We start from the raw sequence: 26864 nt of genomic DNA on the forward strand, positions 1-26864 counted from the left end.
AAAAGGGGGGCCGGGGGGGATTCCGGTCACGGCGGCGTGCTTTCCCCGTCCTCATCACTCCCCCAACACACTACAAAACCATCGCTCTGCACCCCGCAGGTGTGATTCTGACCTGCGCTGACCTGGGTGAAAGTCCCTGCGGGGCGCATGGCTTGGCCATCCCCATTAGCCCCCCAACAGGCGACGGTGCCGTCGGTCTGCACCCCGCAGGTGTGAAAACTGCCTGCGCTGACCTGAGTGAAGGTCCCATCCGGCGGCGTGGCTTGGCCATAATCGTTATCCCCCCAGCAGGTGACCGTATCGTTGGTCCGCACGCCGCAGGTGTGAGAGCCGCCCGCACTGACCTGGGTGAAGGTACTTGTAGAGGGATTGACAAAGACCGCAGAGACCGTTTGAGCGTCGCTCATCGTTACTGTACAGGTAGAGGTACTCTCCGAACAGGCACCCTCCCAACGACTGAAGCGCGCTCCCTTTGCCGGAAGCGCTGACAGGATTACTTCTGTATCGGGTAAGTATTGCTCACCACAATCCGTCCCACATGCTATTCCCGTTGTGAGACTCTGCACTGTCCCGTGTCCAGTTACCTCGACCTGTAGAAACTGGTAATTCACTCCATCCGGCGGCGTGGCTTGGCCATACTCGTTATCCCCCCAGCAGGCGACTACACCGTCAGTACTCACGCCGCAGGTGTGCCCCCAGCCTGTGCTGACTTGGGTGAAGGTCCCGGCCGGCGGCGTGGCTTGGCCAGACCTGTTATTTCCCCAGCATTCGACCGTGCCATCGGTCTGCACCCCACAGGTGTGATAATCGCCCGCGCTGACTTGGGTGAAGGTTCCGGTTCCATTCGGCGGCGTGGCTTCGCCGTCCCCATTGGCTCCCCAGCAAGCGACCGCACCGTCGGTCTGCACCCCGCAGGTGTAAGCCCAGCCTGCGCTGACCTGGGCGAAGGTTCCACTTGGCGGCATGGCTTCGGCGTCATTATTCCGCCCCCAGCAGGCAACCGTGCCGTCAGTTCTGATCCCGCAGGTGTGAGACACGCCTGCGCTGACTTGGGTGAAGGTTCCATTCGGCGGTGTAGCTGTACCGTCCCTATTAGCCCCCCAGCAGGCTACTGCACCGTCAGTCTTAACTCCACAAACGTAAGATCCGCCCGCACTGACCTGAGCGTAGGGGCTATTGGAAGCGCTCGTGAAAATCGCTGTGACTGTTTGGGTTTGGCTCATAGTCACCGTGCAAGTTGGCGAGACACCTTGACAGCCACCCTCCCAACGCACGAAGCGGGTATCATCGGTAGAGATCGCAGTTAGCGTGATGACCATGTAGGCGGCATAGCCTGCATGACAAGCCGTTCCACACGCGATACCGTTAGGATCACTCTGTACCACGCCCCGTCCGGTCACCGCTACACCCAGGAGTAAATAAGAGACTCCCTCGGGTGGTGTAGCTTTGTCGTATTGGTTATCTCCCCAGCAAGCGACCACGCCGCTGCTCTGGAGTCCGCAAGTATGACTCGCTCCGGCGCTAACCCAAGTGAAGGTCCCAGCCGGTGGCGTGGCTTGGCCGGCCCAGTCATCCCCCCAACAGACGGTGGTACCATCGGTCTGCACCCCGCAAGTATAGAAAACGCCAGCGCTGATCTGGATAAAAGTCCCGGCTAGCGGCGTGGCTTGGCCGAAAAAATTATCCCCCCAACACGTGACGGTACTGTCAGTCTTTATTGCACAGGTATAGCCATACCCCGCACCGACCTGGGTAAAGGTACCGGCCGGCGGTGTGGCTTGGCCGTTATCATCACTTCCCCAGCAGACGATGGTACCGTCGATCTCTACCCCACAAGTGTGATCATAGCCGGTACTGACTTGGGTGAAGGTACCGGCTGGCGGCGTGGCTTGGCCGTCATCATCACTTCCCCAGCAGACGATGGTACCGTCGATCTCTACCCCGCAAGTGTGATCATAGCCGGCACTGACCTGGGTGAAGGTACCGACTGGCGGTGCGGCTTGGCCGCGCTCGTTATCACCCCAGCAGGTGACCGTGCCGTTGGTCTTGACCCCGCAGGTGTGAGACCCACCCGCGCTGACCTGGATAAAGATGCCAGCCGGCGGCGTGGCTTGGCCGGAACCGTCAGACCCCCAGCAGGCGACGGTGCCGTCGGTCCGCACCCCGCAGGTGTGAGCACTGCCCGCGCTGATCTGAATGAATTTCGTGACGTTCGGATTCCAACAGCCTTGCTCAATCACCTGCTGCACCCGTCCCTGAAATTCAGGCGTCACAATAAAGGCTTGCCGTATTTGTTCACGGGTCTGCACGCCGCGCGCCAGCTGCTCCTGCCAGTAATCGAATCCAGCCCAATCCGCGCCCCGGCGCAGAAAAGCGCCATACAGGTCTTGCAGGTATTCGCTGTCGGTGCGTTGCCGATCTCGGTATTCAGGAAGGTTGATGAACTGGTGGGAGATGGCTTCGACTGTGGCATTGATCGCGGCTGCGCCCTGACATTGGGCGGTGCGAAATTGCGCCAGCCAATAGGCAAAGCCGTCGTTATCCGGCAAGCGTCCGAGCAGGCCCCGGTAGAAATCGACGATGGTCGCTACTTCGGCGCGGCTGGTCGCCGGGCCAAACTGTTCTTGCATGTACGTGGTGAATTCAGGCGAAAACAGGAACTGGTAGAGGACGATGTTACGCGGTAACCCGGCGCGGATCTGACCGAGCCAGTAGCTCAGGCCGTCGTCGTCCGGTTCCCGGTTAAAGAAGGTGCGGTAGAGATCGGTGACAAACTGGGTATCATTGGGTTGCCGGTTTTGGTATTCAGCGCTGGCGAAGAATTGTCCGGCCATGACGCGCAGGGCTTCCTGCGGATCAATGCCTAATTCAATGGCCCGCGCCACTTCGCCTTGCCAGTAGGCCGCGCCGTCGTCATCCGCCGCGCGCCCGAGAATCGCCTGGTAGTAGTGTTGAACCAGCGCCGCCGCCGGGCCGCCTGCCGTGAAGGTGGCGGTGCAGGTGAGATCGTCTTCCGGCATCGCGAATTCTGCCGCGCAGGGGGCGGGACTCCAGCCAACAAACTGGCTGCCGGCTTCGGGGGTCGCGGTCAGGGTAATGGTGGTTCCCGGTTCATAATCCCCGGCGCTGTTGCTCACCGCACCACGCCCATCCCCGGCCAGGCGAATCTCCAGGCGGCGCAGACGGCTGGCGAAGGTCGCAATACACGTCAAATCGTCCCCAGACGACAGGGTGAACGCTGTCGCACAGGGCGCAGGACTCCAGTTCACGAAATCACTGGTCACGTTCGGCTGGGCGCGGAGGCTGACCGTTTCCCCGACGAAATACTCGCCACCGCCATTCACCGTACCCGCGCCATCGCCGGCCGTCCTCAGCGTGACCAGCCCGATCACCGGCGGCCCGAAAGTTGCGGTGCAGGTCAGCGCTTGCGCGGGCAGGGTGAAACTCGCGGCACAAGGCGTCGGTGTCCAGCCGGTGAAGGTGTCGAAACCGTCGGGCGTCGCCGTCAGTGTGACCGTCGCTCCTGCCGGATACGTCCCACCGCCGCTCACCGTCCCGCTACCTGCGCTGGCCGGGTTCACCGTGACCGTGAGCGGGTAGCTCACCGTCTCCCGTCGGGTAAAGGTCGCCCGACAAGTCAGCGCCTGCGCGGGCATGGTGAAACTCGCGGCGCAGGGTTCCGGTTTCCAGCCGGTGAACTGACTGTTGGCGTCCGGCGTCGCCGTCAGCGTCACGGTCGCGCCCGCTGCGTACTCCCCGCCGCCGCTCACCGTGCCGCCGCCATCGCCCGCCGAATCGATCTCGACTGTCACCGGACAGCCCGCAGGCGGGGGCGTTTTGACATTCAGCGCGCCGACCCGACACAGGCCCTTGACCGGCTTGGGCGTACCGTTGTCATCCGCCGTCCCGTCGCCCAATTGACCGGTGTCGTTTTGCCCCCAGGCCCACACCGTCCCGTCGCGTTGCGTCACCAGCGTGTGCGCTACCCCGGCGCTGATCGTCTCGACGCCCGTGACCCCGGTGACGGCCTGGGGCGCACACCGATCGGTGGACGTGCCATCGCCCAACTGTCCATGCCCATTATCGCCCCACGTCCATACCTGTCCATCCGCGGTCAGGGCCACGCCATGCGCTCCACCGCCGGCCAGGGTGGTTACGTTGCCCAAGCCATGCAAATGAGGCAAGGTCACCAGCGTCGTCTGCTTCTCCCAGGTCGTTCCGCCCAACTGACAGCGGCTGTTGTTGCCCAGCCATAGAAAGTTCCGTCTTCGGTTTACGCCAGAGTGTAGGCCGTGCCCAATTCCACATGGGTGCTGGCAAAGCCGCCGGCGATAATAGCGCACACACCGGTCAAGCCTGCCACCGGTTTTGCCGTCGCTGACCCGCCGAACGCCCGTTCGTTACCGAGCTGACCGTACTGGTTACCCCCCCACGCCCACACCGTGCCATCCCGTTTCAGCGCCACGCTATGCACTTCGCTGGTCGCCACCGCCACCACGTCCGTCAGCGGCGGGAAAGTCCAGGCCCCCATCGCTGCGTTCGACCACCGTCACCACCGGCGTCGGGACATGCGATTCGTCGGCACTGTTATTGCCCAACTGCCGGTAGGAATTATTGCCCCACGCCCACACCGTACCGTCGCTGCGCAAGGCCAGGCTGTGCCAGTCGCCGCTGGCCACTTGCACCGGCGCGTCATCTGTTGCCAGCACACTGACCGAGGAATCCGCCGCTGCAAAGGGTGACCAGCGGGAAGGGTACGGCTGATTGCGCCCGGTCTCTTCGTTGCCCATCTGCCCGTCCCGGTTTGCGCCCCAAGCATAACCAAAGGCATTGCCGGGACTGATCGCCAGCGAGTGCGTGCCCCTACCCGCCAACAGCCCGGCGGCGAAAACGCCCGGTGACCACAGCAAAACCGCCAGGCTGATCAACAGAAAGGACAATAGATGCAGTGGATTAAAGCGGGAAGATCGGTTCATGATGGCTGACTCGGAAAAGCGATATAGTCAATTATGAATAACATGTACTTTATTGAATCATATCAATTTTACGAACTGCCTTAAACCAGATTAGAAAGCTCATTATCGATCAACGCCTCCAGATCCGCTTCGGACAAATCAGCGATTTCCGCCCGCAGGGCCTCTTCCTCCGTCGAACGAACAGCCGTAGCGGGCGCCTCGGCAAGATCAAGCACATCATCCAGCAGATGTCCGGTCAGGGCAGCAACGCTGGGATAGTTAAATAACAAAGTCGCTGGCAATTTCCCACCGGTCGCCGCGCCCAGCCGGGTGCGCAACTCCAAAGCCAGCAGCGAATCCAGTCCCAGTTCGCTCAAGGGTTGATCGGGATCGATGCGCTCAGGTTCAGCGATGCCAAGCACCGCGGCGGCCTCGCTTTGTAGCAAGGTCATCAACCGGGTTTGGCGCTGTTCCGGGGGCATCGCCGCCAGCAGGGAACGGAGATCGATGCTGGAAGGCGCCACATCCAGGGAACGCTGTTTCCGCGCAGCGCTCACACCAGGAGCGCGAACCAGCCGTTCGAAGAAGGAGGGAGTTCGCGCGCCGTATCCCGCAAGGAAGAGTGGCCAATCCACGGGAATCACCCCAATCTGCGCCCGATGACCTTGCAGCGCACGACTTAGCGCCTCCAACCCGATAGCCGGCGACAGGGGCTTGGCGCCGGATGCCTGGAGACGTTCGGCATAAGCACCCTCCACCACCGCGCCCATCTCTCCCCAAGCGCCCCAGTTAACGCTCAGGCCGGGCAATTCATTCGCCTGACGGGCGCAAGCCAGCGCATCCAGCACAGCATTGGCGGCGGCGTGATTCGCCTGGCCCCGGTTACCGATCAGGGCCGCTGAAGTGGAAAACAGCACGAAATAATCCAGCGACCGGTCGCGAGTCAGGAGGTCCAGATTCCGCGCGCCTTCGACCTTGGCGGGCAACACGCTGGCGAAACGCTCCCAATCCTGCTGGAGCAATACGCCGTCGGCCACGCCACCCGCCAGGTGGAATACGCCCCGAAGCGCTGGCCCTTCACGATCCAGGTCAGCGAATAATCGGGCCATTGCCGCACGGTCCGCGACATCGGCCACTTCAAGCCGGACTTTCGACTCCAGAGAGCGCAAGCGTTCAGCCAGCGCTGGCGGCGGTAAGTGATGGCCCACCAGCGTCAAAGCGCCAGCGCCTTGCCCAGCCAACCACTCCGCTAACAACGGTCCGAGTCCGCCATAAGCGCCGGTAATCAGATAACTCCCTTGTGGGTTAAGCGTTAGAGGGGCGACCGCTGGCAGCGCAACCGGCGACAATCGACTGGCGTAGCGTTGACCACCGCGCCAGGCCGTTTCCGCTTCGGCATCGTCGCCTAACAACTCACTGGCCAATTCAGCAATCGGATTAAGCGTTGCAGGGTCCAGATCGACTCGGCGGCAACGCAGTTCAGGATGTTCCAGCGCCGCGACCTTGCCCAAACCCCACAACGCTGCGCCATCGGGTTGAGTGATCACATTGGCGACATTCTGCGCGCCCTGAGTGACCAACCACAGCCGCTCACGTCCCTCAGCAGCCATGACACGAATCAGATCAAACGCCTGATGTAAAGCCACCTCATCATCAGCACCCACGCCGCCGGTATAGACCACGCCCGCCGGCGCAGCTTCAGCCAGTCGCGGCAACGCTTCGGCAACCGGCATCACCTGACAGACGCCGCCGCGCTTTTGGAGAGCGCCCGCCAGTTCTTCAGCCAACCGCCGGGAGGGACTTTCGCCACCATCGTGAACGGCGAACAACGGCGCTTCCCAACCCACGCACGCCAGAATCAGCGACTGACACGCTTCCCGGTCAATCCCCACGGTAGCTGTAGCGGCAAAACCCTGTTCGATGAGCAATACACGCCAGGTTTCCGCCGGCAACAGCGGGTGGCGGGGACGCAGATCGGTATCCGTGAAACGCCACCAGCCCTCGGTCAGGCCAAACACAATATCCCACCAGCGTTGTGCGGTGGTGCTTTCCACCAACGCTAACAAGCCGCCGGGCTTTAACAAAGCGCGCAGATGAGCTAGCGAGCGACGCAGGTCCGCGGTGGCGTGAACCACGTTGGCAGCGATCACTATATCGAAACTGCCGGGCGTGAGTCCTTGCGCTGCTGGCGCTTGTTCCACATCAAACCGGGTAAATTCGATCCCGCGCTGCTTGCTGAAAGTGCGTTGCGCAGCGGTAAGAAAGGCCGGCGCAATGTCGGTGAACTGATAATGGGCGCTATCCTGATCCTGCAAAAGCGGCAGTAAGACCGCCGTGGTGGCCCCGGTTCCTGCTCCTGCCTCCAGGATGCGCACCGGGCCGGGGCCACGCCGTCGCAACGCCTCAGCGACCGCAGCGGCGATCATGGCGTTTGCCGCCTTGGCCAATTCGGAATCGCTGTAAATATTGTCGCCCGCCGTTTCCGAATCGTTGACGCCTGCCTGTAGATCGTGGGCAAACAGAAGTTGTAAAGGATCGGCTTGCCCACTCAGAACGCCGGCCAACCCGCCGCCACAGCGCGCGACCAGATCGATTTCGAGGGCATTCGCTGGATAGCGGCTACGCAGCGCTTCCGCCAGTGATTTACCGCCGATCAGAGCGGCTTCCGGATCTAGGGCGGCGATTTCGGCAACCCGGCGGAACAAACGTCGCCGGGATTCACGGGATTCAGTAAAGGTGTGTTCAATCGCTTCGATTTCATAGCTATCAACGCCTGGCGCCACACCCAGAGTGCGCAATGCATCAGCGGCAAATGCGCTTGCCAGCCGCTCCAAATCATTCGCCAACCCCCGATCCTCCGGCAGTTCGGCATCATGCGATCGGGCCGCTTCAACCAATAGCGCTGGGTCTGCCCAGTCCAGATCAGGCAACGGCGCGGGAATCCAGTCCAACTCCAAGAGGGCATCGGTTAGAGGGTCTGCCGGCGCGGGCGCGGCCACTCGCTTGATTTGCAGCCCCTCAACGCTCATGCAGATTTGGCCATTGGCATCCAGCAACCGGAAATGCCCGACCGCAATGTCGGCGCTGGACAAACCACCGCTGGTTGTCACATGGCACCAGAAGCGTTCCAGGGGACTGCGCCAGAACCGGACCCGGTCAATGGACAGCGGCAAAAACCCGCCTGAAGCGCCATCACCGCTGAACGTCGCACCCAAGGTTTGAAAGCAGGCATCGAGTAACGCGGGGTGGATCGGCAAATCGGACAGATCGCCCAACGCATCCGGCTTCCGGATTTCCGCCAACGCTTCGCCTTCACCCCGCCAAAGCGTCTGAATGCCCTGAAACATCGGCCCCAGGCGGATGCCGCGTTCCGCCAACAGAGCAAACAGCGATTCAGCACCGGCTTCGTCCTGCGTCAACCGGGCGCGCAGCGATTCCAGATTTTCACTGCTGGACGCCGATCGGGCATCCTCGATAATTCGCCCAGCGACGTGCCGAACCCAGTCCTGACCCTCGCGCTGGCTGTGCAGGGTGAAATCCCCGGACGGCTCCAGGATCAACTGCACCCGCACCCCTTCGGCAGGTACGGTCAGCGCCTGGGCAAATACCACATCCTCCAATGCGGGCGACGGTCGCTGCGTCGCCTGCGCCGCGATCAACGCCAGCACCGTATGCATAGCGCCCGGAACTACGATCTCGCCAAAGACGACATGATCGGCCAGAAACGGCAGAGTCTCTGTCGTCATCCAAGTTTCAAAAAGATGCTGTGGCAACGGCGTATCGAGTGGATGACCCAACAAGCGGTGCGCCGGTTTCCCCGGTCCCTGTTGAGAGAGGCGTGAAGTCTGAGCGGTCAATCTGGAAGTCGCTGGCCAAAAACGCTCGCGGCGAAACGGATAAAGCGGCGCTTCCACCCGGCGCCAGCCGGGACCCCAGTAAGCATTCCAATCGACGGAAGCACCTGCGGTGTATAACCGGGTCAGCGCCTCGGTTAAAGCGCGCCGGGGTTCGCTCTCCTGCCGCAGGGCGGCGATGAATTCCGCGTCCTCCACGATCTCACGGCCCAGAGCGGAAAGAATAGGGCGTGGTCCGACTTCCAGAAATACCGTACATCCTCGATCCGCCAGCGCCTGCATTCCTTCGGTGAACGCCACCGGTTGCCGCGCCTGCCGCCGCCAGTAACCGGCGTCGAAATGGTGTATCAGGTCGCCCGTCAGGTTTGAAGCCACTGGCAACCGGGCTGAACGCCAGGCTACAGCCGCCGCTGCTTGTTCCAGCGCGTCAAGACAGGGATCGAGCACCGGGGAATGAAAAGCCGTGGCGACTTCCAGTCGGCGATACGCAATGCTGGCCTGATCCAGCATCGCCAGGGCGCGAGGCAACGCTGCCTTGTCGCCAGACACGACGGTGTTTGCTGGGCCGTTGTGGGCAGCGATGACTGCGCCACTGCCGGTGATCGCAGCAGCCACCGTCTCCGGGGCGGCAAAGGCGGCGACCATGCCGCCCAGACCCGCGGTCGTTCCCATCAAGCGGCCACGCTCGGCAATGAAGACCAGACCTTCCTCCAGCGACATCGCGCCGGCAAAGCAGGCGGCGGCGACTTCGCCCACACTGTGCCCAAGCACCGCTACCGGCTCCATGCCCCAGCTGCGCCATAGTTCCGCGATTCCGTATTCCAGCGCGAACAGAGCCGGTTGCAACAGTTCCGTGCGATCCAGCGGCGCATCCTCAGCCAACAGCAAATCTGTTAACGACCGCTCCAAGCGTCCCGCCAGCGCCGTTTCGCAACGCTCGATGATTTCCCGGAAACGCGGTTCGGCCATCAATCCTCGGGCCATACCGGGATACTGGCAACCCTGGCCGGTGAACAGGAAAGCAATCACCGGCAGTTGCGTGGACCGAACTGGTTGCGCCGACGCCAATGCGGCGCGGGCGTCTTCAGCATTCCCGGCGACCACAGCGATTCGACAGGCATGGTGCGCGCGTCCTGCGCTCAAGGTCGCAGCCAGACCCGCCAGGTCTACGTCCGGCGCGGCCAGCGCGGCGTCTGTCTGGCGCCTCAATTCATCGAGCGCTTCGGGGTCACGGGCGGACAGGCAAAGCAGTCTTCCTGCCTCCCTACTCCCTGTCTCTCTATTTCCCGGCGCTTCCTCAAGCACGACATGAGCATTGGTGCCGGAGAATCCGAATGAACTGACTCCGCCGATGCGCCGGCCCGCGACAGGCGTCCACGGCGTGGCCACGGTGGGAATGTGGAACGGAAAACCATCGGCGGCGATATGCGGATTCAGCGTATGGAAGTGTAAATGAGGGAGATAGGTTGCATGACGCAGAGCCAGCGTTATCTTGATCAGTCCAGCGATGCCCGCTGCGGCTTCCAGATGGCCGATCTGGGTTTTCACCGAACCGACGGCTGGCGGTGTTGTAACCCGCTCACCGCCGAACACCGTGGTCAGGGCGCGCGCCTCGATCGGGTCGCCGAGCGCGGTGCCGGTGCCGTGCGCCTCAATACAGGAAACCTGAGCAGGCTCGACGCCGGCATTCGCCAGCGCGGCTCGGATCACTGCAACCTGAGCCGGTCCGTTGGGCGCAGTCAGACCATTCGAGCGACCGTCCTGGTTGATGGCGCTGCCGCGAATGAGCGCTTCAATCCGGTCGCCCGTCGCTAGTGCGTCAGACAGCCGTTTGAGCACCACCACCCCGCAGCCTTCACCACGAACATAACCATCCGCCGCCGCATCGAAGGTCTTGCAACGACCGTCCGCCGCCATCATCCGCGCCTTGCTGAACCCGATGGTCAATTCCGGACGCAGGGTCAGATTAACGCCTCCGGCCAGCGCCAGCCCGATTTCGCCGGTGCGCAGCGCCTGGCAGGCCAGATGCACCGCGACCAACGATGAGGAGCAGGCGGTGTCCACGACCATGGCTGGCCCCTGCAAACCTAGGGTGTAGGCCAGACGCCCCGCTGCGACCGCCGCCGAATTGCCCAAGCTAGCGTGGGCGTCAATCCAGTCGGCGCTGGCGCGGTCACCGAGAATTTCGGCGTAGTCGTGCGTGCTCAAACCGACGTAAACGCCGGTGAGGCTCCCGGTCAACCGATCCGGGGCGATGCCCGCCTGTTCCAGTGCGTGCCAGGCGACTTCCAGCAGCAGGCGTTGCTGGGGATCGATGCTCAGCGCTTCGCGCGGGGAGATGCCAAAGAACGTGGGATCGAAACAATCAGCTGCGTCGATCAAACCACCCCAGCGCGTGTTCATCTTGCCTGGCGCATCCGGGTCGGGATCATAAAACGCTTCGATGTCCCAGCGTTCCGGCGGAATTTCACGGATCGCATCGCGCCCTTCCACGAGGGTGCGCCAGAAGGCGGCTAAATCCAGGCCGCCCGGTAATCGGCAAGCCAGGCCAATAATTGCAATCGGCTCATGCGCTCGCGCTTCAACGGCTTGCAGCTTTTCACGCATGTCTCGAACCGCGCCGAGCGCGCGCCGAAGCTGTTGGGCGGCGTCTTGATTTAAGTGGTTATTCGACATTGGGTTAACGCTATGCTGACTCTCCAGACTCGGGAGAGCGGGGGCCAAGGGAGGAATTGCTATAAAGTGTAGCACTACCGTCTACCGTCCTTGCGCGAGATAACTCATCAGTCATCGCGTAAAAACATCCTGTAAAAAATATTAAATCCTGCTTGTAGAATGAGACACTCCACTCTATACCTAGAAATGGGAGTCTTCCCGAAAACACTTCCTGGTTTCACGAACCAAGAGTTCTAATATTTTCTTCATACAGGAGGAAGGTGGAGATGGTGACTCAGCAGTTTTCTTAAACCTATCGTCGGTATACTGTTGGGAATGCTGCTTACGGTCAATGTTCAGGCCGAGCCTGTGTCCTTCACGCCCTATTTCTTCCGTTCAAACGTGATGAATCCGAACGGGAGTATGTTTGACCTACTTTTGATTGGCGCGATTGTAAATCCCGTGCAAAACACCAGCGCCGTTGCCACGCAAGGCGCAACCAGCATCGTCCTCCAAGACACAGGGTTTAGATCTGACGAATTGAGCGCCAGCGCGCCCTACAATCCAGACCAACTGGGTCCGTGGACGGTCACCGCAATGAACGGACTTGACACCGCGACAAGTGTTACCAACGATCTTTTTGAAGTGCAAGCGCTGCCCTTTGTCAGCAACATCAATATCTCCGGCGATTTGCTCATGCCTATGATAACGTGGGAATTACCGGCGACCGGTTTGCCCTACACCCGCATTAGAGTCAGGGTAGTCGACTTCGCCGGAGGAGCTTTGGTCTTTACCTCCGATGCATTACCTATTGATGCCACGGCCTACGCTCTGCCCAGTGATGTATTGCAACCGGACCGGGATTACATGCTGCGCGTCATGCTGGAAGAGGTGCAAGGCAGCGCTTTAGTGAATCGTTCCGATACCCGAGTGACATACACAACTCACCAAGGCCCGGTAACGATCTCTGATGCCGAGGTTTATTACTTCAGGCGCACGGTTCGACAAGAGGGAACTGCAGATCGGGATCAGATTGTGCTGGAGGCTACGGTCAAGCCCGCCCTGGGTACGACCGTGAACGCAACAAGTTTGGTTGACAGTAATGTCAACCTTAATCTCGATTTCGATGGCTGCGGGATTTTCCCGAATGACTTTTTCACAGGCCGTCCCTTTGCGAATTTTTCCACTGATGTCGCAACCGGCGGCTTTACCATCACTGCTGAAAACAGTGGGGTTCAGGATCAAGTCATCAAACCTGGTATCGACGCCCCATTACCTATTGCTTTTGTGGAAAACGTCACCCTCTCTGGCGACGCATTGACGCCGACGCTTTCCTGGACTTTGCCGGTAGCCACCGCACCGTATAACTATGTTGAGGTGCGTATTGACCAATTTGACGCAAATTTCTGCTTCCTGTCCATTTTTTCTTCGTCTGGTCTCCCGACCACGACAACCACTTACACCTTGCCAAATGGCGTATTGACGCCTGATCATGGCGGTTACCAAATCCGCATCAGACTCAACGATGTCCGTGACGGGTTGTTGGTCAACCGCTCCGAAGTGCGGATTCCATATTCAACAGCCGGTTTTTCCAACGCAACCACCCTGATTACTCACTACTACGTCTCCATTCTGCGCCGCGACCCTGACGCGGAAGGACTGGCCTTCTGGCAGAATCTGATTGCCGAGCGCCAGAGGGAAGGCATGGACGTCAAACCGGTATTTCGGCAAATGGCGGACTTCTTCTTCAATAGCGCCGAATACCTGGGGAGAAATACCACCGACTTTGAATTCGTCACCAACCTTTATCTCACTTTCTTTCAGCGTGAACCGGACGAAGGCGGCTATACGTTCTGGCTGGAACAATTAGCGAGTGGTATGACGCGCAATGCTGCGATGGCGGGTTTTCTCTATTCTGTGGAATTCACTGACTTTATGCAGAGGCTTGGATTCTGAGGAGCGTAGGAGCGTAGCCTGGATGAAGCGAAGCGGAATCCGGGAACCTCCGAGTTTCGGCTTGAGGGCTGCATCCGGGCTACGGTGTTTTTGTATATATGGTCCGCCCCGCGATGCAAGAGGAAATCGCAGTTTGACTGAAGGAAAAGTTGCGGCCATATATCCGGCATCGTATTGAGGCACTGTCGCCAGTCCTCGTGCCCTGATGGAATTCGCGCGCATCCCCGTCCTTATCAATCTCGCAGTCTCGGCGGAGCCGGCTTTTGTACGAATCAGGTTTTCGGGAATGCAGGACTTGCCCTTTCATGCCATCACCGTGAGATTCACTCTTCGCAACTTGTGGTATTGTCTTGCTAATAGTTATCCCCACAAAAATCATGCTGGAGCTTTTTCAGGATTAGCAGCAATTCCCGGTCTCTTTTGCTCATCTAAATGATTTATAAATATATTTTTTATTAAACACTGATAAATTTTTGAGAAAAAATCCTTATTAATCAAAAGATAGGAAAGAGACCGGGAATTGCTGCAGGATTAGCGTATTGAGTATCAGGGAGCCTAAAAAATGATTTGACCCTTTCCTGAAATTCTTTTAGCTTTTCCAAAGCAGAATAAACGCGCGCTCTGAAATCAGCCCGGTTTTTAATTGGCTCCTTTTCCAGATGATCATTTTTGATCTCATTCCAAACCTGTTCATCCGGATTTAACTCTGGCGAGTGGGGGGGAAGAAAGAACAAGCGGATTTGTTTTCGATGCGTCTCAAGAAAGGCTTTGACTTCTTTCGAGGTATGATAAGACGCATTGTCCGTGATGACAATTAATGGGCGCTCTCGACCCTCTAATGCCTTCTCTAAAAAGGCAATGAAAACCCCACTCACTCATTTTTGAGTGGTCACTTCAAATATTAACTCGCCCGTCGCCGTAACCATCGATAAAATGTGAAACCCACCCCGGTCATCACTCACTTTAATTTCAGGCGGATGACCGACTAAGCCCCACGTCCGTCCAGAACGCGTATGGCCTTGAACCCATGACTCATCCTGAAACGCAATATCCGCTCCAAGTTCTTGAGCCCGCTTCTGAATCTCTTTAAATTCTTCATTAATAAACTTTTTAACTTCCTCCTGATCCTGGTTTAAGGCATGATAACAAGGTTTTTGACAACTCAGTCCTAATTGATGTAAATGCAGACGAACCGTGGCATCCGATACCCATAAACCAAAGTACTCTTTCAATAAATTAACCATGATCTCTAAAGTCCATAAAACCGTATCATAGCCATGATCCGCCGGCGTCGTATTGAGTATCGTTTCTTTTAACCATCGATCAATATCCGGAGTCATCACACACGTGGCGCCGAGCGCTTTCCGGGTATCCAGGGCTTCTTCTCCTTCATAACGATAGTTGCGAAGCCAATCATAAATACTCGTTCGGTCGATACCCAAAAAATCAGCAACAAGCTCCGGACCATAATGCTTCTCTTCGACCGCGCGAACCGCAATACGCCGGATGTAATTCATCACTTCATCCGGTATTTTACGTGCATCAAACATCCATTCCGCGTTCATTGCCGCACCTCCTCTATAAATTTAGAGTCTCTAAAGAGGTCTTCTATAGTTATTAGACAATTTGATTAACGCTCAGTTCGTTGATAATGTAGGGATAATCGTTGGCAAGCCTATAGGCGACCAGCAGTTCCAAGAGAGGTCTGAGCAAGCCTTTGCCCCGAATGCGGACGTTATGCACGAACTGAAAGAAGCCCAGGTAGAGCGGCAGCTTTTCTTGCGAAATTCCTCGATGGGGTCGCAACCAGGAACGCAACAGGGACCAGAAACCCTCAGCGGTATTAACATGAATCTCATGGAAGCCATCGCCATCGTCGTCGCGGGCGTATTCACCCCGGCTGTGACACACCGTATGATGATCAAAGCCCCAATCCTTCAATGGGTTATAGATTGCATATTCATCGGTATACACCCGGGTTCCCGGGGCGATGAAAGTCTGAAGGAGCGGTTGGATGGTCGCTTGCTGGACATTATCCAGCATCCGGACGACCACCGCGCCGCCGCGCTCAATCATGCCGAGAATCGGCGGCTTTTCCTGCTCCAGGGTGCCTCGACCCCGTGCCCCCTTCAGCCGGCGACGCCGCCCGCGGCGGCCTTTTTTTTCACCGCGTCCGGATGCCCTTTATGCCCGGCCACCATATAGACCTCGTCGCATTCCACTTCCCCCGCCAAGGTGGGTTCGGGTTGGCGGGCGACGATACCTTGGCGCAGTTGCTCGGTCATCCGCTGCACGTCGTCCGGATTCAACGCCAACTCTTGGGCAATCTGGGCATTAGACAAGTTCAAACCCATAAAATATAAACATAATATCCAAATTCGTAACGGCGGGTGGTGGCCGGCCAACACCGTCCCGGTTAGATCGTCAAAAGAGCGATGGCACCCGGCACACCGATATTTCTGTCGCGCCGGTTGGGTCGTGTCGTGACCCTGCTTCGTCACGTTCGCCGCCCCACAATGGGGGCAGTGAACCCCATCGGGCCAGCGCAGTTGGCGGACCGTTTCGTAACACCGGACATCGTCCAGTAGATTCTGAAGGTTGATCATCGACGGGAAACCTGGAGCGCGGCGGTTCAAAACCTCTTCAGTGTAGCTCCTGTCCCTTGGCAGGGCGAGCCATCTTCAACAGCCTGGAATCCATATTGAGCCAATTTTTAAAGATCATTAGCCGGTAAATCATTGAGTATTGATCACTACTTCTGCAAGACTACCCTTTTTCCAAAGCAGGATCATCATCGGGAGGAGTCACGCTCACTCCCTTCTGGTTCTTCATTTTTCGGTCGGTCGGACCCAGAATCGTGCCGAAGACCGACCGATTCAGCGGCCTCGTGATGCGCCGCCGGACTGCCCTTTGCCCCCACTATGCCGGCCACCGCCAAACCCTCCTGGCCCCTGGCTTCCCGCAGATGGGTTCTTTTTGCCATTAACCGATGCAGGCGGGTTTGCCGTGGAGTCGTCGCGATGGGTCGCTGCGCTCAGATCCGGCGCGGTCGTTTGGCCTATCGGTTCATTGCGGTCGGATGGTGCTGCCCGATCTTGGCTATCTGGGGGGGTCGGTAGGCCACCGATGGTGGAGGGTTGGTCGAGATCGCTGACATTGCGGTGGGCGGGGCGAACAGCGGTGGGTGAGAAGCGCTGGCTAAGAGGGGTCGAGCCATGCGATCCAGCGCTGACAGAGCCTTTGATGGTGTCGGCGACGATGCGATTTTTCCCCGCGAGATGGCCGGAAACGAGGACGAGCCGACCCTTGGCCAGCAAGCGGCTAGGGTCAGTATCGCTGATCTGGGTTTGCGGAGTGAGATCGATATCAAAATTCGAAATCCTCAGCTTGAGCGGATCCTGATGCTCCAACACCAATCCTTCGGCGATCATTTGGACACCCTCTTCCAGCAACGACGGTAGCGGATCGATTTCGACCTCTCGCATTACCAATTGCCGGCCGTTCCATCGACCTCGCACCAACGCGTTTTCACCCACACTAGCCGACAGACGGCGATTCGTCGCGTGCAGTGGCAAACCCGAAAGATTCCAGGCTCCGGATGCCGTGCGCTGCAACGTACCGACAGCACTGTGTTCCTTAAGATGAGAAACCGGTTCAAGGCGGGTCGCATGGACGATGCCGTTCACATCGCGAAAACCAGAGACGCGCACCAAATTGTTTAATTGTAGCGCTCCGAGCGTCACCAGACCGTTTGGACGCGTGGTGTCATTGATGATGATGGGTTGATCCATCACGTAAAGCATTCCGTGGCGCGGATCGAGGCGGGTCACGGGTCCTTGCAGCGCGTCCAGAATGAAAATATGTCGTGCCGTCAGTCGCAATTCGGGGCCACTGGCGTCGATGGCGACAATCTGACCGAGCGCCAAAGCACGCAAGTGGACAGGGATACCATTGTGACGGAGGGTTGTGCTGGAGTCGAAATCAATTTCCAAACCGTTGACGCAGACGCTGCCGAAAGCGGTGATGGTTCCCATGATGCCGGTACCGCCGCTGCCCCCTGGCATTTTGCCAGTACCGCCACTACCGCCCGGCATTTTGCCGGCGCTACCGCTGCCGCCCTGGGCCCAATGGCTGCGACCTTCGATTCCACCATGATCCAAGTCGTTGCTTGGTATTGGTTCAATGCAAGTCGGCTGCGCAGCCTGCGCGGCTGTCAGCCCGATACAGATCCCCAGAATCAGTAGCCATGCGGTGGTGACGAGATAGAGGGGATGTATCGCGGATCGAAACCACTGATAACGGTTCATGATGATTCATTTCCCTCTGACGACGTCGGTTCACTGTAGAAATAAATGCCGTAAGTAAAGCGTTGTCGATTTTGCTCGGTCATGGCATCTCGTTCTTCCAACGCAATCGCCTTGCTGTTGATGAGTTGCAACGATTTCATGCCAAGCCGTTTGGATAGCGCCTCAAGTTCCGAGATGCTTTCTAGCGACAAGGCGTCGTAATGGACGCTGCGCTCCAGTAGGGGGGGTGCTTCGCCGAGCAGATTGTGCACGGAAGCGGCAGCATGATCGTGCAGATTGTGGTTGAAATAAAAAACGATTTCATCGAAGCCGGGGCGTGGTACGAAACTGCCAGTGCTGAGTACCACTTCATCGCGCTCATTGAGCGTGGCGATTCCCAGGCGCAGCCATTCATCGAGCACGACGCGGGAGCGAATGTCTTTGCTGACGCTCGCCACCAGCGATTCAAAAGAAACGTCGGTACTCCCACTCGCCAATCGAGGCAACGGTCGCGGTTGGCCTTGTTGGTCGAGGTAAGGTGTTTTACCGATCCAGAGGCCGACCAGTTGCGCCCCGAAAGACACCGATTCGGGCGTTCGCCCTGCCGGGTCCGGTGGAATCTCGCGCAGGCGTTTCAGTTCCTTACGATGGATGCCGGTCAGTAGATGAAGGCGGCTGTCGCTGAGCGGAGTTTCAGGCAGAGAGAAATGACAGCGGGCCACATCGACGAATAGCGTTTTCAGTAGTTCCGAAAAAGCCGGGTAGGTAATGCCGTGTGCCAATGCGAGACGCACGATGGGTCTCAAGATGCGTCTCAGTGCGGCAGCCAGCGTGGAAGGCGGGGTGAGTGGCGTCATGATTCGGATTGGTTGAAGCCAATGAATGAGGTGATTATCCTACATTTTCTTGACGTGGGAAATTATCCCACTTAATATAATTCTACGTGGGAAATTTTCCCTCGATAAAAATGACCATTTGGAGCGATATGATATGAAAGCGCGTTATATTCCGGTATTGATCACGATTGGTTTGATGACTTGCGCGACCGCGCTGGCCCACGGCGGTCGTAATGGGGATGGTACAAGCATATCGACGACTGCTACCATTCCCACCACGGCCGTCAGCATCGATGAAAGCGCGACCTGTCAAGGCGGCGGCACACGCGCCATTAGCGGTTCGTATGATCCAACGACAGGCGCTCTGGAAAGTACGGTCACTTATACCAATTGCATAGACCGGGATTCAACCCAGGACGGTTCCATAACCACGACGGGCAATTTGATTCAGGATACCAGCGACAGCAATCTGTATATCTTGAGTCTGAGCACCACCACCGACATGAGTCGCACGAGAGGAACCGATGAAAACCAAATGACGTGCACGCGCACGACTGCTGGTACTTATGACCTAAGCGCGCAAACCTTTACTGGAACGGTCACGCAAGAGGCGGACTGCGTTGAAGAGATGGTGGCTACTCAATACGGCGATATCGTACAGCAACTGCTGAGTGGGGGCATGGGCGGACGTCACTGAAGTTTATCTTGGAGCTGAGAATTTTACTCAATAGCTAAAGGTCAATGACTAGCCTAAAGGCGGTAAACCGTCCGACGCACGGTATTGAGGATTGGGAATTCCAGATCCGTCGATCCATTGGCCAGAGTACCCGGAAATCGCGAATGTTTGGCACTGGTGGCGAATTCTCCTGGGTCGTTCACGCCACTCCTTGAAGGGCGGCAAACCGCGAACAACGGGTCGGAGCTGTTGGGGTCCCCGCTAACCACTCACCGGCCCGAATCAGGTTAATCGCGACGGCAGGGAGCACGTGTTGTAGGTGGGTTTTGGTCAGTCTAATGTAGCGGCACTGGCGCAGACCACAGCGCCGAATGGCTTGCTCGTGGGTACTTTCAACGGTTCTGTCGCGTTAGCCAAAGGAGTTCCAGTTTCGGTAAGCTACACGGCCCCTGTCCTGACTTGAGAACCCGCATGATCGACTTTAGAGGCCACCGCTTTGAACAAGACCTCATCCTGACGAGTGTCCGGTGGTATTTGGCGTACCCGTTGAGTTATCGGAACTTGGAAGAGATGCGGGCGGAGCGCGGTGTCGACGTGGATCATTCCAGTGTTGACCGCTGGGTCCGGAAGTTTACCTCTCAATTCGAAGCGGTGTTCCGCAAAGGATAAAAGCGCCCGGTCGGCACGAGTGGGCGGATGGATGAGACTTACATCAAACTCAAAGGCCAGTGGAAGTACCTCGACCGCGCCGTCGATCGGGATGGCCAGATGATCGACTTTCTCCTCACCACCCATCGTGATAAGAAGGCGGCTCGGCGCTTTCTCAAAAAGGCAATACGGCACACGGCCTGCCGAACAAAGTCACGATCGATAAGAGTGGCGCCCACACCGCGGCCCTGGATGCTCTCCAGGAGGAGATGGGCACCGCCATCGAGGTCCGTCAAATCAAATACTTGAATAACCGGGTGGAACAGGGTCATCGGGCTGTGAAACGAATCATCCGACCGATGCTAGGATTCCACACCTTTCATTCGGCCCGGGTGACTCTACAAGGCATCGAACTCATGCACATGATCAAGAAGGGCCAGATGATCATGGCCGAAGGGCTGAGTCTTTCCACCGCAGGACAATTTTATTCACTGGCTGCCTAATAACCTGCAAGGGTTATTCAATCGTGCTCGAAAAAAATTAACGCAACAGAACCGCGTTATTTACCGCTCCGGGCCGCCCAACGGCACCGATTGCAATCCTTCCGTTCCGCCCGAGTGACCCTGCAAGGTATCGAACTGGTGCACATGATCAAGAAGGGGCAGATGATCATCGTCACCAATCAGGGGCTATCTATGATGCTCCCCATATTTTAGACCAGGCTCTAAGAGAGAAGGCAACAGCGAAAGGCAAGGTGAAATATGGCAGGAGTGCGCAAAAGGCATACGGTTGAGTTCAAGACCAAAGGGGCCTTGGAGGCGATTCGTCAACAGAAAACCAGCAATCAGCTGACGGCAGAGTATGGTATTCACGCCACTCAGATCAACGCCTGGAAGAAACAGGGGTTCTGTTGCGTTAGCTGATAGGGTCGGATTTCGGTAAGCTACACGGCCCCTGTCCTGACTTGAGAACCCGCATGATCGATTTTAGAGGCCACCGCTTTGAACGAGACATCATCCTAACGAGTGTCCGTTGGTACCTCGCCTATCCGTTGAGCTATCGGAACCTGGAAGAGATGCTGGCGGAGCGGGGTGTCGACGTGGATCATTCCAGCGTCTACCGCTGGGTCCAGAAGTTTACGCCGCAGTTGGAAGCGGCTTTCCGCAAAGGACAAAAGCGCCCGGTGGGCACAAGTTGGCGGATGGATGAGACCTACATTAAGGTCAAAGGCCAGTGGAAGTACCTCTACCGCGCGGTTGATCGAGACGGCCAGACGATCGACTTCCTGTTCACGGCGCATCGCGATAAGAAAGCCGCCCTGCGCTTTCTCAAAAAGGCGATACGGCAGCACGGTCTTCCGGACAAAGTCACGATCGATAAGAGTGGCGCTAACACCGCTGCCCTGGATGCACTCCAGGAGGAGACGGGCGCCGCCATTGAGATTCGCCAAAACAAGTACTTAAATAATTTAGTGGAACAAGATCATCGCGCCGTTAAACGGATCGTCCGCCCCATGCTGGGGTTCAAAGGCTTTCATTCTGCTCGGACCACCCTGCGGGGCATCGAACTCCTGCACATGATCAAGAAGGGCCAAATGATCATGGCCGAAGGGACGAATCTCTCCGCCGCAGGACAATTTTATTCACTGGCTGCCTAATAACCTGCAAGGGTTACCCAATCGTGCTCGAAAAAAATTAACGCAACAGAACCTTTTTTCGTGCTGTGGGGGGTGGGGCAAAACGGTAAATCCACGTTCGTTGAAACCCTCTCGGCGCTCCTCGGTACGGATTACGCCCAGCAGGCCACGCCGGATCTGCTGATGCAGAAGAAGCAGGACCGCCACGCCACCGAGCTGGCGGTATTGCGCGGCGCGCGCCTGGTCGCCAGCGTCGAGACCGGGCAGGGCAAGCGGCTGAATGAGGTGCTGATCAAATCGATGACCGGCGGCGACCGCATTCGCGCCAATTTCATGCACCAGGACACTTTTGAGTTCCGCCCGGAGTTCAAGGTGTGGTTGTCCACCAATCACAAACCGGTCATCGCCGGCACCGACTTGGGGATTTGGCGACGCATTCGGCTGATTCCCTTCACCTATTGCATCCCTGACCACGAGAAAGACGGGAGTTTCAAAACGAGACTGCGCGAGCCGGCGGCCCTGTCGGGCATTCTGAATTGGGCGCTGGAAGGGGTGCGGCTGTGGCGCGAGGAAGGATTGAAGCCGCCGCAGGCCGTCTTGGACGCCACGCAAGCTTATCGGGAAGAGATGGATGTGTTGGCGGCCTGGCTAGCAGATTGTTGCGTGGTTAATAAAGTGGCCGAAGCGAAAGCGGCTGATTTGTACAAATCCTATAGCGATTGGTGCGAGGCGCAAGGAGAACGCCCTGAATCACAACGAAGTTTTGGATTAAGACTGGTTGAGCGTGGTTTTGACCAAAAGAAACGCACGGGCGGAACCCGCTACTGGCTAGGTATTGGTTTGCTTGTTGACAGTGGCGCAAGTGGCGCAAGTGGCGGAACTTCTGACATTAAGGAACCTAATTTTCTATAGGACATTAGAAATGTTGAAATCAACGCCACTTACGCCACTTACGCCACTCTTCATCACCTCATGGAAATTCGGATGGAATCGTCGTACCGCGTCGGTCAAATCCGCTGGTCGGGGGAATGGACGCCCAACTTGCCGACCACCGATTGGCAAGATCGGCTCGCCTGGCGCGAGGATGGCAATGTGGTGGCGCTGGTGCGCTGGGAGACGCCGGGCAATCAGCCGGGCTTCCGAATTGTGGTCATCGATGGCGTGGCGCGAACCGTGGAGACCAGCGAACGCTTTCCGGGCTGCTGCGAGGCATTAACCTGGGTCGGACTCGATACGCTGGCGTGGCGGGCGTTCCCCGACCAGGTGGGGTGTTACCGAATCCCAGGCGTGGGTGGGATCGAAGACGGTCGCGATTGAATGCTCCGAAACAATCCAGTGATAAAGAGACCGGATCAGAGCGAGGGCGCCGGATGCAACTGACGGGCGCGCGTCGCAAAGGCATCGATCATCGTCGCCCCCATCTGGGCGATCAACACCGTGTTGAACGGATTGAGCCAGAGCGCCCGAATCTCGCAGTCAAGGGTAAAATCAACGCAACAATGACCTTCAGAGGTGGGGGTAAAAGACCAACCGATCTCGAAGCGACGAAAGGCCCAATCGGCGGAGGTCACCCGGATGGCGTGTGGCCGGTTCAATTCAGTGCGGGTGCGAAACCGGTAGATCATGACGCCCAGCGCCAAGGTTTGTTGCGTTTCGTAAGTGTGGGCGTCGCGGCGAACGATTTGGGCCTGGCGCATCAAGGACAGAAATTCAGGATAGCGTTCTACATCAGCGATAAGATCGAACATCTGCTCACTCGAAAGGGGAAGCCTCCGACGTGCACGATACGGGATCAACATCCTCTTACCTCACAGACCTCTCAGGAGTAGACCTCTTTTTCACTGATCGTCAGTCCCGAAACGTCGCGGCTTGTCCGCAGCGCTGGCCTGCCGCATCGGTCAGGTTCCAGACGGTGGCGCGCTCGATCCGGAGGCGCCGACAGTGCGCGCGGTGCGCACCCCGGAATAATCGTCAATGTAGCCGCATGCAGCGACTTCCGCCAACAACCGCGCTCCTTCGGCCCGGCGGTGGCTTCCGGTTGCATGCACTGCTCTACAACGCTATGGTTTTACCCGGTCGTCTGGGCTTTCTTGTAAAACGTCCATACAACAGCCCCACTTCCCGTTCGTTCACATCGGACGACATCGAAAGGTTCTTCCCACCTGGTTTTCTTGTCGGTTTCACCACAATGCCAGACGAGCGCGATCCGCGGCGTTGCAAGTTCGACGAGCACGGAGGATGCAGAGGAAACAGGCACATCACCGTTTTTCGCCGTGAATCGGACCACTTCATCAATGGAACATTCACCGGCGCGAGCGCCGAGAAACATCAAGTTCTCATTCAGACGTCCAATGGCTTTTGCGAGCCTTGCATTCGTATGATCCAGCTTTTCGATCAAATTCTTTAGATCAGATTCGGCTTCTGCCGCCCGTGCCGCTGCAACTTGTTGGTCTGAATACGTTGTATAGGCGGCAAGAAAAAGTGAAGCTACAGCGGCAACAATGGCAAACTGACCGGGTTGAGTGAGCCGCTTTTTGTGTGGGGCTTTGGGATCGTCCTCTGTAAATTTAAACAGCCAATTTCCCGCGAATCCGAGTAGCGTTGGAAGCAGCCATGCAATGTATTTGACGATGTCCATGATGGGATGGGTTCTATTTTGCTTTAGCAGAATAGTTTTAAATTTCATTCCAATATAGGCATCACCTGCTGGACGGCGACCAAACCGTCCGGCCAGGCTTCATTGAAATGACTTAAATTGACTTCAGTTGATATGAATTAATTGAGATTAAAACACGTCATTTCCAGTCAATTTGACGGATTCCGCTCAGTAGCCCATTGTTCCAGCGTCAACTGCTTGAGAATCGGGATCAAGTGCCGATTCAGCAGTTTTTGCTGGCTGATATCCCGCGCTTCCGCCAGATAGCGCAGCATCGCCAACTGGTAATCGTTCAGCCGGATGGCGACGTTGTAGCGCGGCTTGGCGTTGGGGTCGAAGTGGTCCCAAGGCGGCGCTTCCGCCTTCCCGGTGTCCCGGCCCCTGGCGCCGGCAGCGAACGCTTCCAGCGCCTCGGGATTGATGTCAGGTTCTACAGCCGGCGTCGGGTTGGGTTTAAGGCTGAATTTCGCCATGAGTGTCTCCATAGATTTCTCCCGCCAGCGCCGCAATCTCGGCGCGGGCTTTGTCGTTGTCGAGTTCACAGGCCCCCCGCCCCTCGGTCATGGCGTCTCGGTAGACCTTGCGCTCGCTGATGGTCACAGCGGACGGTAGGAGGGCGGAAAGCTCTTGTAGCAGTTCCCGCGCGTCGACGGCTTCCTTGACCGAAGGATTCGTCGGAGCCATCGAAATCAGCACCCGTGCCTCCAGAGTGGGGTTCATGCCATGCGCCAGGGTGACCAGCTCGTTCATGTGCAAGCTGGTTTCCAGGTCAGGCTGGCTGGCGCGGAGCGGGACATAGACCTGGTGGGCCGCGACCAGGGCGGTGCGCAACTCTTCGGAGTCCCGGCCACCAGCATCGACGATCACCTGTTCATAGCGCTTGGCCAGATCGCGCAGCGCATGAAAGACATTGCCCCGGCGTTCGGCGCAATGCACAGCAGGCACATTCGAGAGCAGATGACGCCGGTCGACCCAGTTGGCGGCGGTGCGTTGCACGTCGGTATCCACCAGCAGCACATCACACCCTTGAACCGCCAGCCAGGCGGCCAGGTTGGTCGCTCGTGATAGCCGCGCTGGAGACGTCGCCGTTGTACGCGCTGGAAACGCGCCAGGGTGGCGGGATAGTTTTCGCAGGGGATATTGCGCTGCTGAACCCAGGCAGCGCCCCGCCGCCCCCAGGTTTACACCAACACCCACTCGCCCCACAGATCTTGCTGGATGCGCGCCTCGTAGTAGCGGCTGCCGCGTTCCCATCGACAGTAAAACCAGGACATGGCGGTCACCTTGCAGCGACTTAAATGAAGTTAATCTAAAATGATATAGATTAATTCAAGTCACTGCAAATTATTTTGAATCGATTCATCTTAACTTGAATCAAAATAGCTTAAGTCAACTTAATTCATAACGATGATCGGTCAATTATCGAATTATTTTTCAGAAATAAATATTTTTGAAAGTTTATGATGAAATCATGCATTTTTTTCAGCTTACCCCTTCATCGAATAGCCCATTTTTCGCGGACTTGGGGTATCATGCAGAAAATGACCTTCAACTTTGGTTTTCGGAAATCACCAATTCCGAAAATCATCAAGCCCGCCCGGAGCGCAGCAGGATCGCGCGGAGCGGGTGGAGCAGCGTCGCCATGTTCGACCGTGAAGTCTTTGACGAGGCCCGGAAAGAGTTCCTTTCGCATCTGCTGTACACGCGGGGCCACCGCACGTCGACCTGTTACGCCTACAACTCCGACCTGGGCCTCTGGGCCGACTGGCTCCAGGAGGCCGGCAAGGACTGGCAGCGCGCGCGGGCGGTGGACGTGGAACAATTCGCCGCCTGGCAGTTGCGCGAGCGCCAGGTCAGCGTCGCCATCGTCACCCGGCGGCTGAGCACTTTGAGCAGTTTCTACAAGTGGGCGATGCGCCATGAGATCGTCACCGGCGACCCGGTGTATCTGGCCGACAAGCCCAAGCGCCCCCAGCGCCTGCCGGTGTGGATGGAGAAGGAGGAGCAGGCGAAGCTGGAGGCGACCTTGAAGGATCGGAACAACCTGCCGTTGAACATCTTCGGCCAGAACCCCGAGCGGATGACGGCGACCCGCCGCCGTTACGAACTGCTGTTTGGGTTGTTGCTGAACTCGGGGCTGCGCATCTCGGAAGCGCTGGGTCTGAAGGTTTCGGATGTGCGGCTGGTGGACGGGATAGCCCGCTCGGTACGTGTGATCGGCAAGGGTGACAAGGAACGGCGGGTGCCGTTGCCCGAAGCGTTCGGCCAGGTATTCGGCTTCTGGCTCAAGGATCAGCCGCGCGGGGAGCGCGTGTTTGCCAAAGCGCCGGGTCAGCCGCCGGCATCCTCCCAGGCGGCGCGGGCTTACTTGCGGGGCATGGTGCGCCAGGCCGGGATTAATAAACCGATCACGCCGCATAAATTGCGCCATACTTACGCCACCAACCTCCTCAACGCCGGTGCCGAACTGGTGGACATCCAGGCGCTGCTGGGCCACGAGAGCATCGCCACGACGCAGATTTATACCAACGTGGGGCAGGAACGGATGGAGCAGGTGGTGGGGAGGTTGTGAGCGGCAGTCATATCTGCTGCTTGCACGGTGCGAAGCGCTGCACAATCACGCGGATCAAGTCGACATCGGTTGTCAAAGCCTTCGGTTTATCCGCCCTCGCGGCTTACCCGCCGCCTCGGTAGGTGTAGAGGACT

19 protein-coding genes and 4 pseudogenes are annotated in these 26864 nt (G+C 57.9%); 8 read left to right on the plus strand and 15 right to left on the minus strand.

What is annotated here, in order from left to right; translation table 11 throughout:
• Positions 1–26: 26 nt before the first annotated feature.
• The 4 genes from H6973_17625 to H6973_17640 all read right to left on the minus strand — a co-directional run bounded on the left by H6973_17625 (position 27) and on the right by H6973_17640 (position 11485).
• A complete protein-coding gene (locus H6973_17625; GenBank protein MCP5127393.1) occupies positions 27–4190 on the minus strand; it encodes a DUF4214 domain-containing protein in 4164 nt (1387 codons plus the stop codon).
• A gap of 83 nt (positions 4191–4273) precedes the next feature.
• Entirely contained in the window at positions 4274–4489 is a 216-nt protein-coding gene (locus H6973_17630) for a hypothetical protein (GenBank protein ID MCP5127394.1), read from the minus strand.
• Positions 4467–4976, minus strand: coding sequence for a hypothetical protein (locus tag H6973_17635; GenBank protein MCP5127395.1), 510 nt, complete (start codon positions 4974–4976; stop codon positions 4467–4469). The genes H6973_17630 and H6973_17635 overlap by 23 nt, the downstream gene beginning before the upstream one ends.
• An 80-nt stretch (positions 4977–5056) precedes the next feature.
• Positions 5057–11485: a polyketide synthase dehydratase domain-containing protein gene (locus H6973_17640; protein MCP5127396.1), complete on the minus strand. Its 6429-nt coding sequence runs from the start codon at positions 11483–11485 to the stop codon at positions 5057–5059.
• 402 nt (positions 11486–11887) lie between these two features.
• On the opposite strand from H6973_17640, the gene H6973_17645 reads away from it, so the two are divergent.
• On the plus strand, positions 11888–13420 hold the full coding sequence (locus tag H6973_17645; protein MCP5127397.1) for a DUF4214 domain-containing protein: 1533 nt from the start codon (positions 11888–11890) through the stop codon (positions 13418–13420).
• Between the two features lie 494 nt (positions 13421–13914).
• On the opposite strand, the gene H6973_17650 is transcribed toward H6973_17645, so the two are convergent.
• The 5 genes and pseudogenes from H6973_17650 to H6973_17670 form a co-directional block, all read right to left on the minus strand.
• Positions 13915–14295 (minus strand): transposase, encoded by a 381-nt coding sequence (locus H6973_17650; protein MCP5127398.1) that lies wholly within the window; start codon positions 14293–14295, stop codon positions 13915–13917.
• A complete protein-coding gene (locus H6973_17655) occupies positions 14296–14985 on the minus strand; it encodes an IS630 family transposase (GenBank protein MCP5127399.1) in 690 nt (229 codons plus the stop codon).
• Between the two features lie 115 nt (positions 14986–15100).
• A pseudogene (locus tag H6973_17660) lies at positions 15101–16026 on the minus strand (IS1595 family transposase).
• A 270-nt stretch (positions 16027–16296) separates the two neighbouring features.
• Complete coding sequence (locus H6973_17665) at positions 16297–17727, minus strand: hypothetical protein (GenBank protein MCP5127400.1); 1431 nt, start codon at positions 17725–17727, stop codon at positions 16297–16299.
• Entirely contained in the window at positions 17724–18566 is an 843-nt protein-coding gene (locus tag H6973_17670; protein MCP5127401.1) for a hypothetical protein, read from the minus strand. Before H6973_17670 ends, H6973_17665 begins: the two co-directional genes overlap by 4 nt.
• 130 nt (positions 18567–18696) lie before the next feature.
• On the opposite strand from H6973_17670, the gene H6973_17675 reads away from it, so the two are divergent.
• On the plus strand, positions 18697–19239 hold the full coding sequence (locus H6973_17675) for a hypothetical protein (protein ID MCP5127402.1): 543 nt from the start codon (positions 18697–18699) through the stop codon (positions 19237–19239).
• 256 nt (positions 19240–19495) lie between these two features.
• Here H6973_17675 and H6973_17680 read toward each other — a convergent pair.
• Positions 19496–19576: pseudogene (locus H6973_17680) on the minus strand (hypothetical protein).
• 113 nt (positions 19577–19689) lie between these two features.
• Here H6973_17680 and H6973_17685 point away from each other — a divergent pair.
• The 5 genes and pseudogenes from H6973_17685 to H6973_17705 all read left to right on the plus strand — a co-directional run bounded on the left by H6973_17685 (position 19690) and on the right by H6973_17705 (position 22819).
• Positions 19690–20369 (plus strand): annotated as a pseudogene (locus tag H6973_17685) (IS6 family transposase).
• Positions 20370–20636: 267 nt separating this feature from the next.
• The gene (locus tag H6973_17690) at positions 20637–20789 is read left to right on the plus strand and encodes a hypothetical protein (GenBank protein MCP5127403.1); all 153 of its coding nucleotides are present in this window, start codon (positions 20637–20639) and stop codon (positions 20787–20789) included.
• 53 nt (positions 20790–20842) lie between these two features.
• On the plus strand, positions 20843–21523 hold the full coding sequence (locus H6973_17695; protein MCP5127404.1) for an IS6 family transposase: 681 nt from the start codon (positions 20843–20845) through the stop codon (positions 21521–21523).
• A gap of 60 nt (positions 21524–21583) precedes the next feature.
• A complete protein-coding gene (locus tag H6973_17700) occupies positions 21584–22414 on the plus strand; it encodes a hypothetical protein (GenBank protein MCP5127405.1) in 831 nt (276 codons plus the stop codon).
• A 72-nt stretch (positions 22415–22486) separates the two neighbouring features.
• Entirely contained in the window at positions 22487–22819 is a 333-nt protein-coding gene (locus H6973_17705) for a hypothetical protein (protein MCP5127406.1), read from the plus strand.
• A 35-nt stretch (positions 22820–22854) separates the two neighbouring features.
• On the opposite strand, the gene H6973_17710 is transcribed toward H6973_17705, so the two are convergent.
• From H6973_17710 to H6973_17730, 5 genes and pseudogenes are all read right to left on the minus strand, one after another.
• A complete protein-coding gene (locus H6973_17710; protein ID MCP5127407.1) occupies positions 22855–23250 on the minus strand; it encodes a type II toxin-antitoxin system RatA family toxin in 396 nt (131 codons plus the stop codon).
• Between the two features lie 100 nt (positions 23251–23350).
• A pseudogene (locus H6973_17715) lies at positions 23351–23550 on the minus strand (MEKHLA domain-containing protein).
• Between the two features lie 20 nt (positions 23551–23570).
• A complete protein-coding gene (locus tag H6973_17720) occupies positions 23571–24188 on the minus strand; it encodes a hypothetical protein (protein MCP5127408.1) in 618 nt (205 codons plus the stop codon).
• 119 nt (positions 24189–24307) lie between these two features.
• Entirely contained in the window at positions 24308–24631 is a 324-nt protein-coding gene (locus H6973_17725) for a hypothetical protein (protein ID MCP5127409.1), read from the minus strand.
• The gene (locus tag H6973_17730) at positions 24612–25208 is read right to left on the minus strand and encodes a cobyrinic acid ac-diamide synthase (protein MCP5127410.1); all 597 of its coding nucleotides are present in this window, start codon (positions 25206–25208) and stop codon (positions 24612–24614) included. The genes H6973_17725 and H6973_17730 overlap by 20 nt, the downstream gene beginning before the upstream one ends.
• 592 nt (positions 25209–25800) lie before the next feature.
• On the opposite strand from H6973_17730, the gene H6973_17735 reads away from it, so the two are divergent.
• Complete coding sequence (locus tag H6973_17735) at positions 25801–26730, plus strand: tyrosine-type recombinase/integrase (GenBank protein ID MCP5127411.1); 930 nt, start codon at positions 25801–25803, stop codon at positions 26728–26730.
• The last annotated feature ends 134 nt before the right edge of the window (positions 26731–26864 follow it).

The sequence above is a fragment of the Gammaproteobacteria bacterium genome (assembly GCA_024235095.1).
Lineage (GTDB): Bacteria > Pseudomonadota > Gammaproteobacteria > Competibacterales > Competibacteraceae > UBA2383.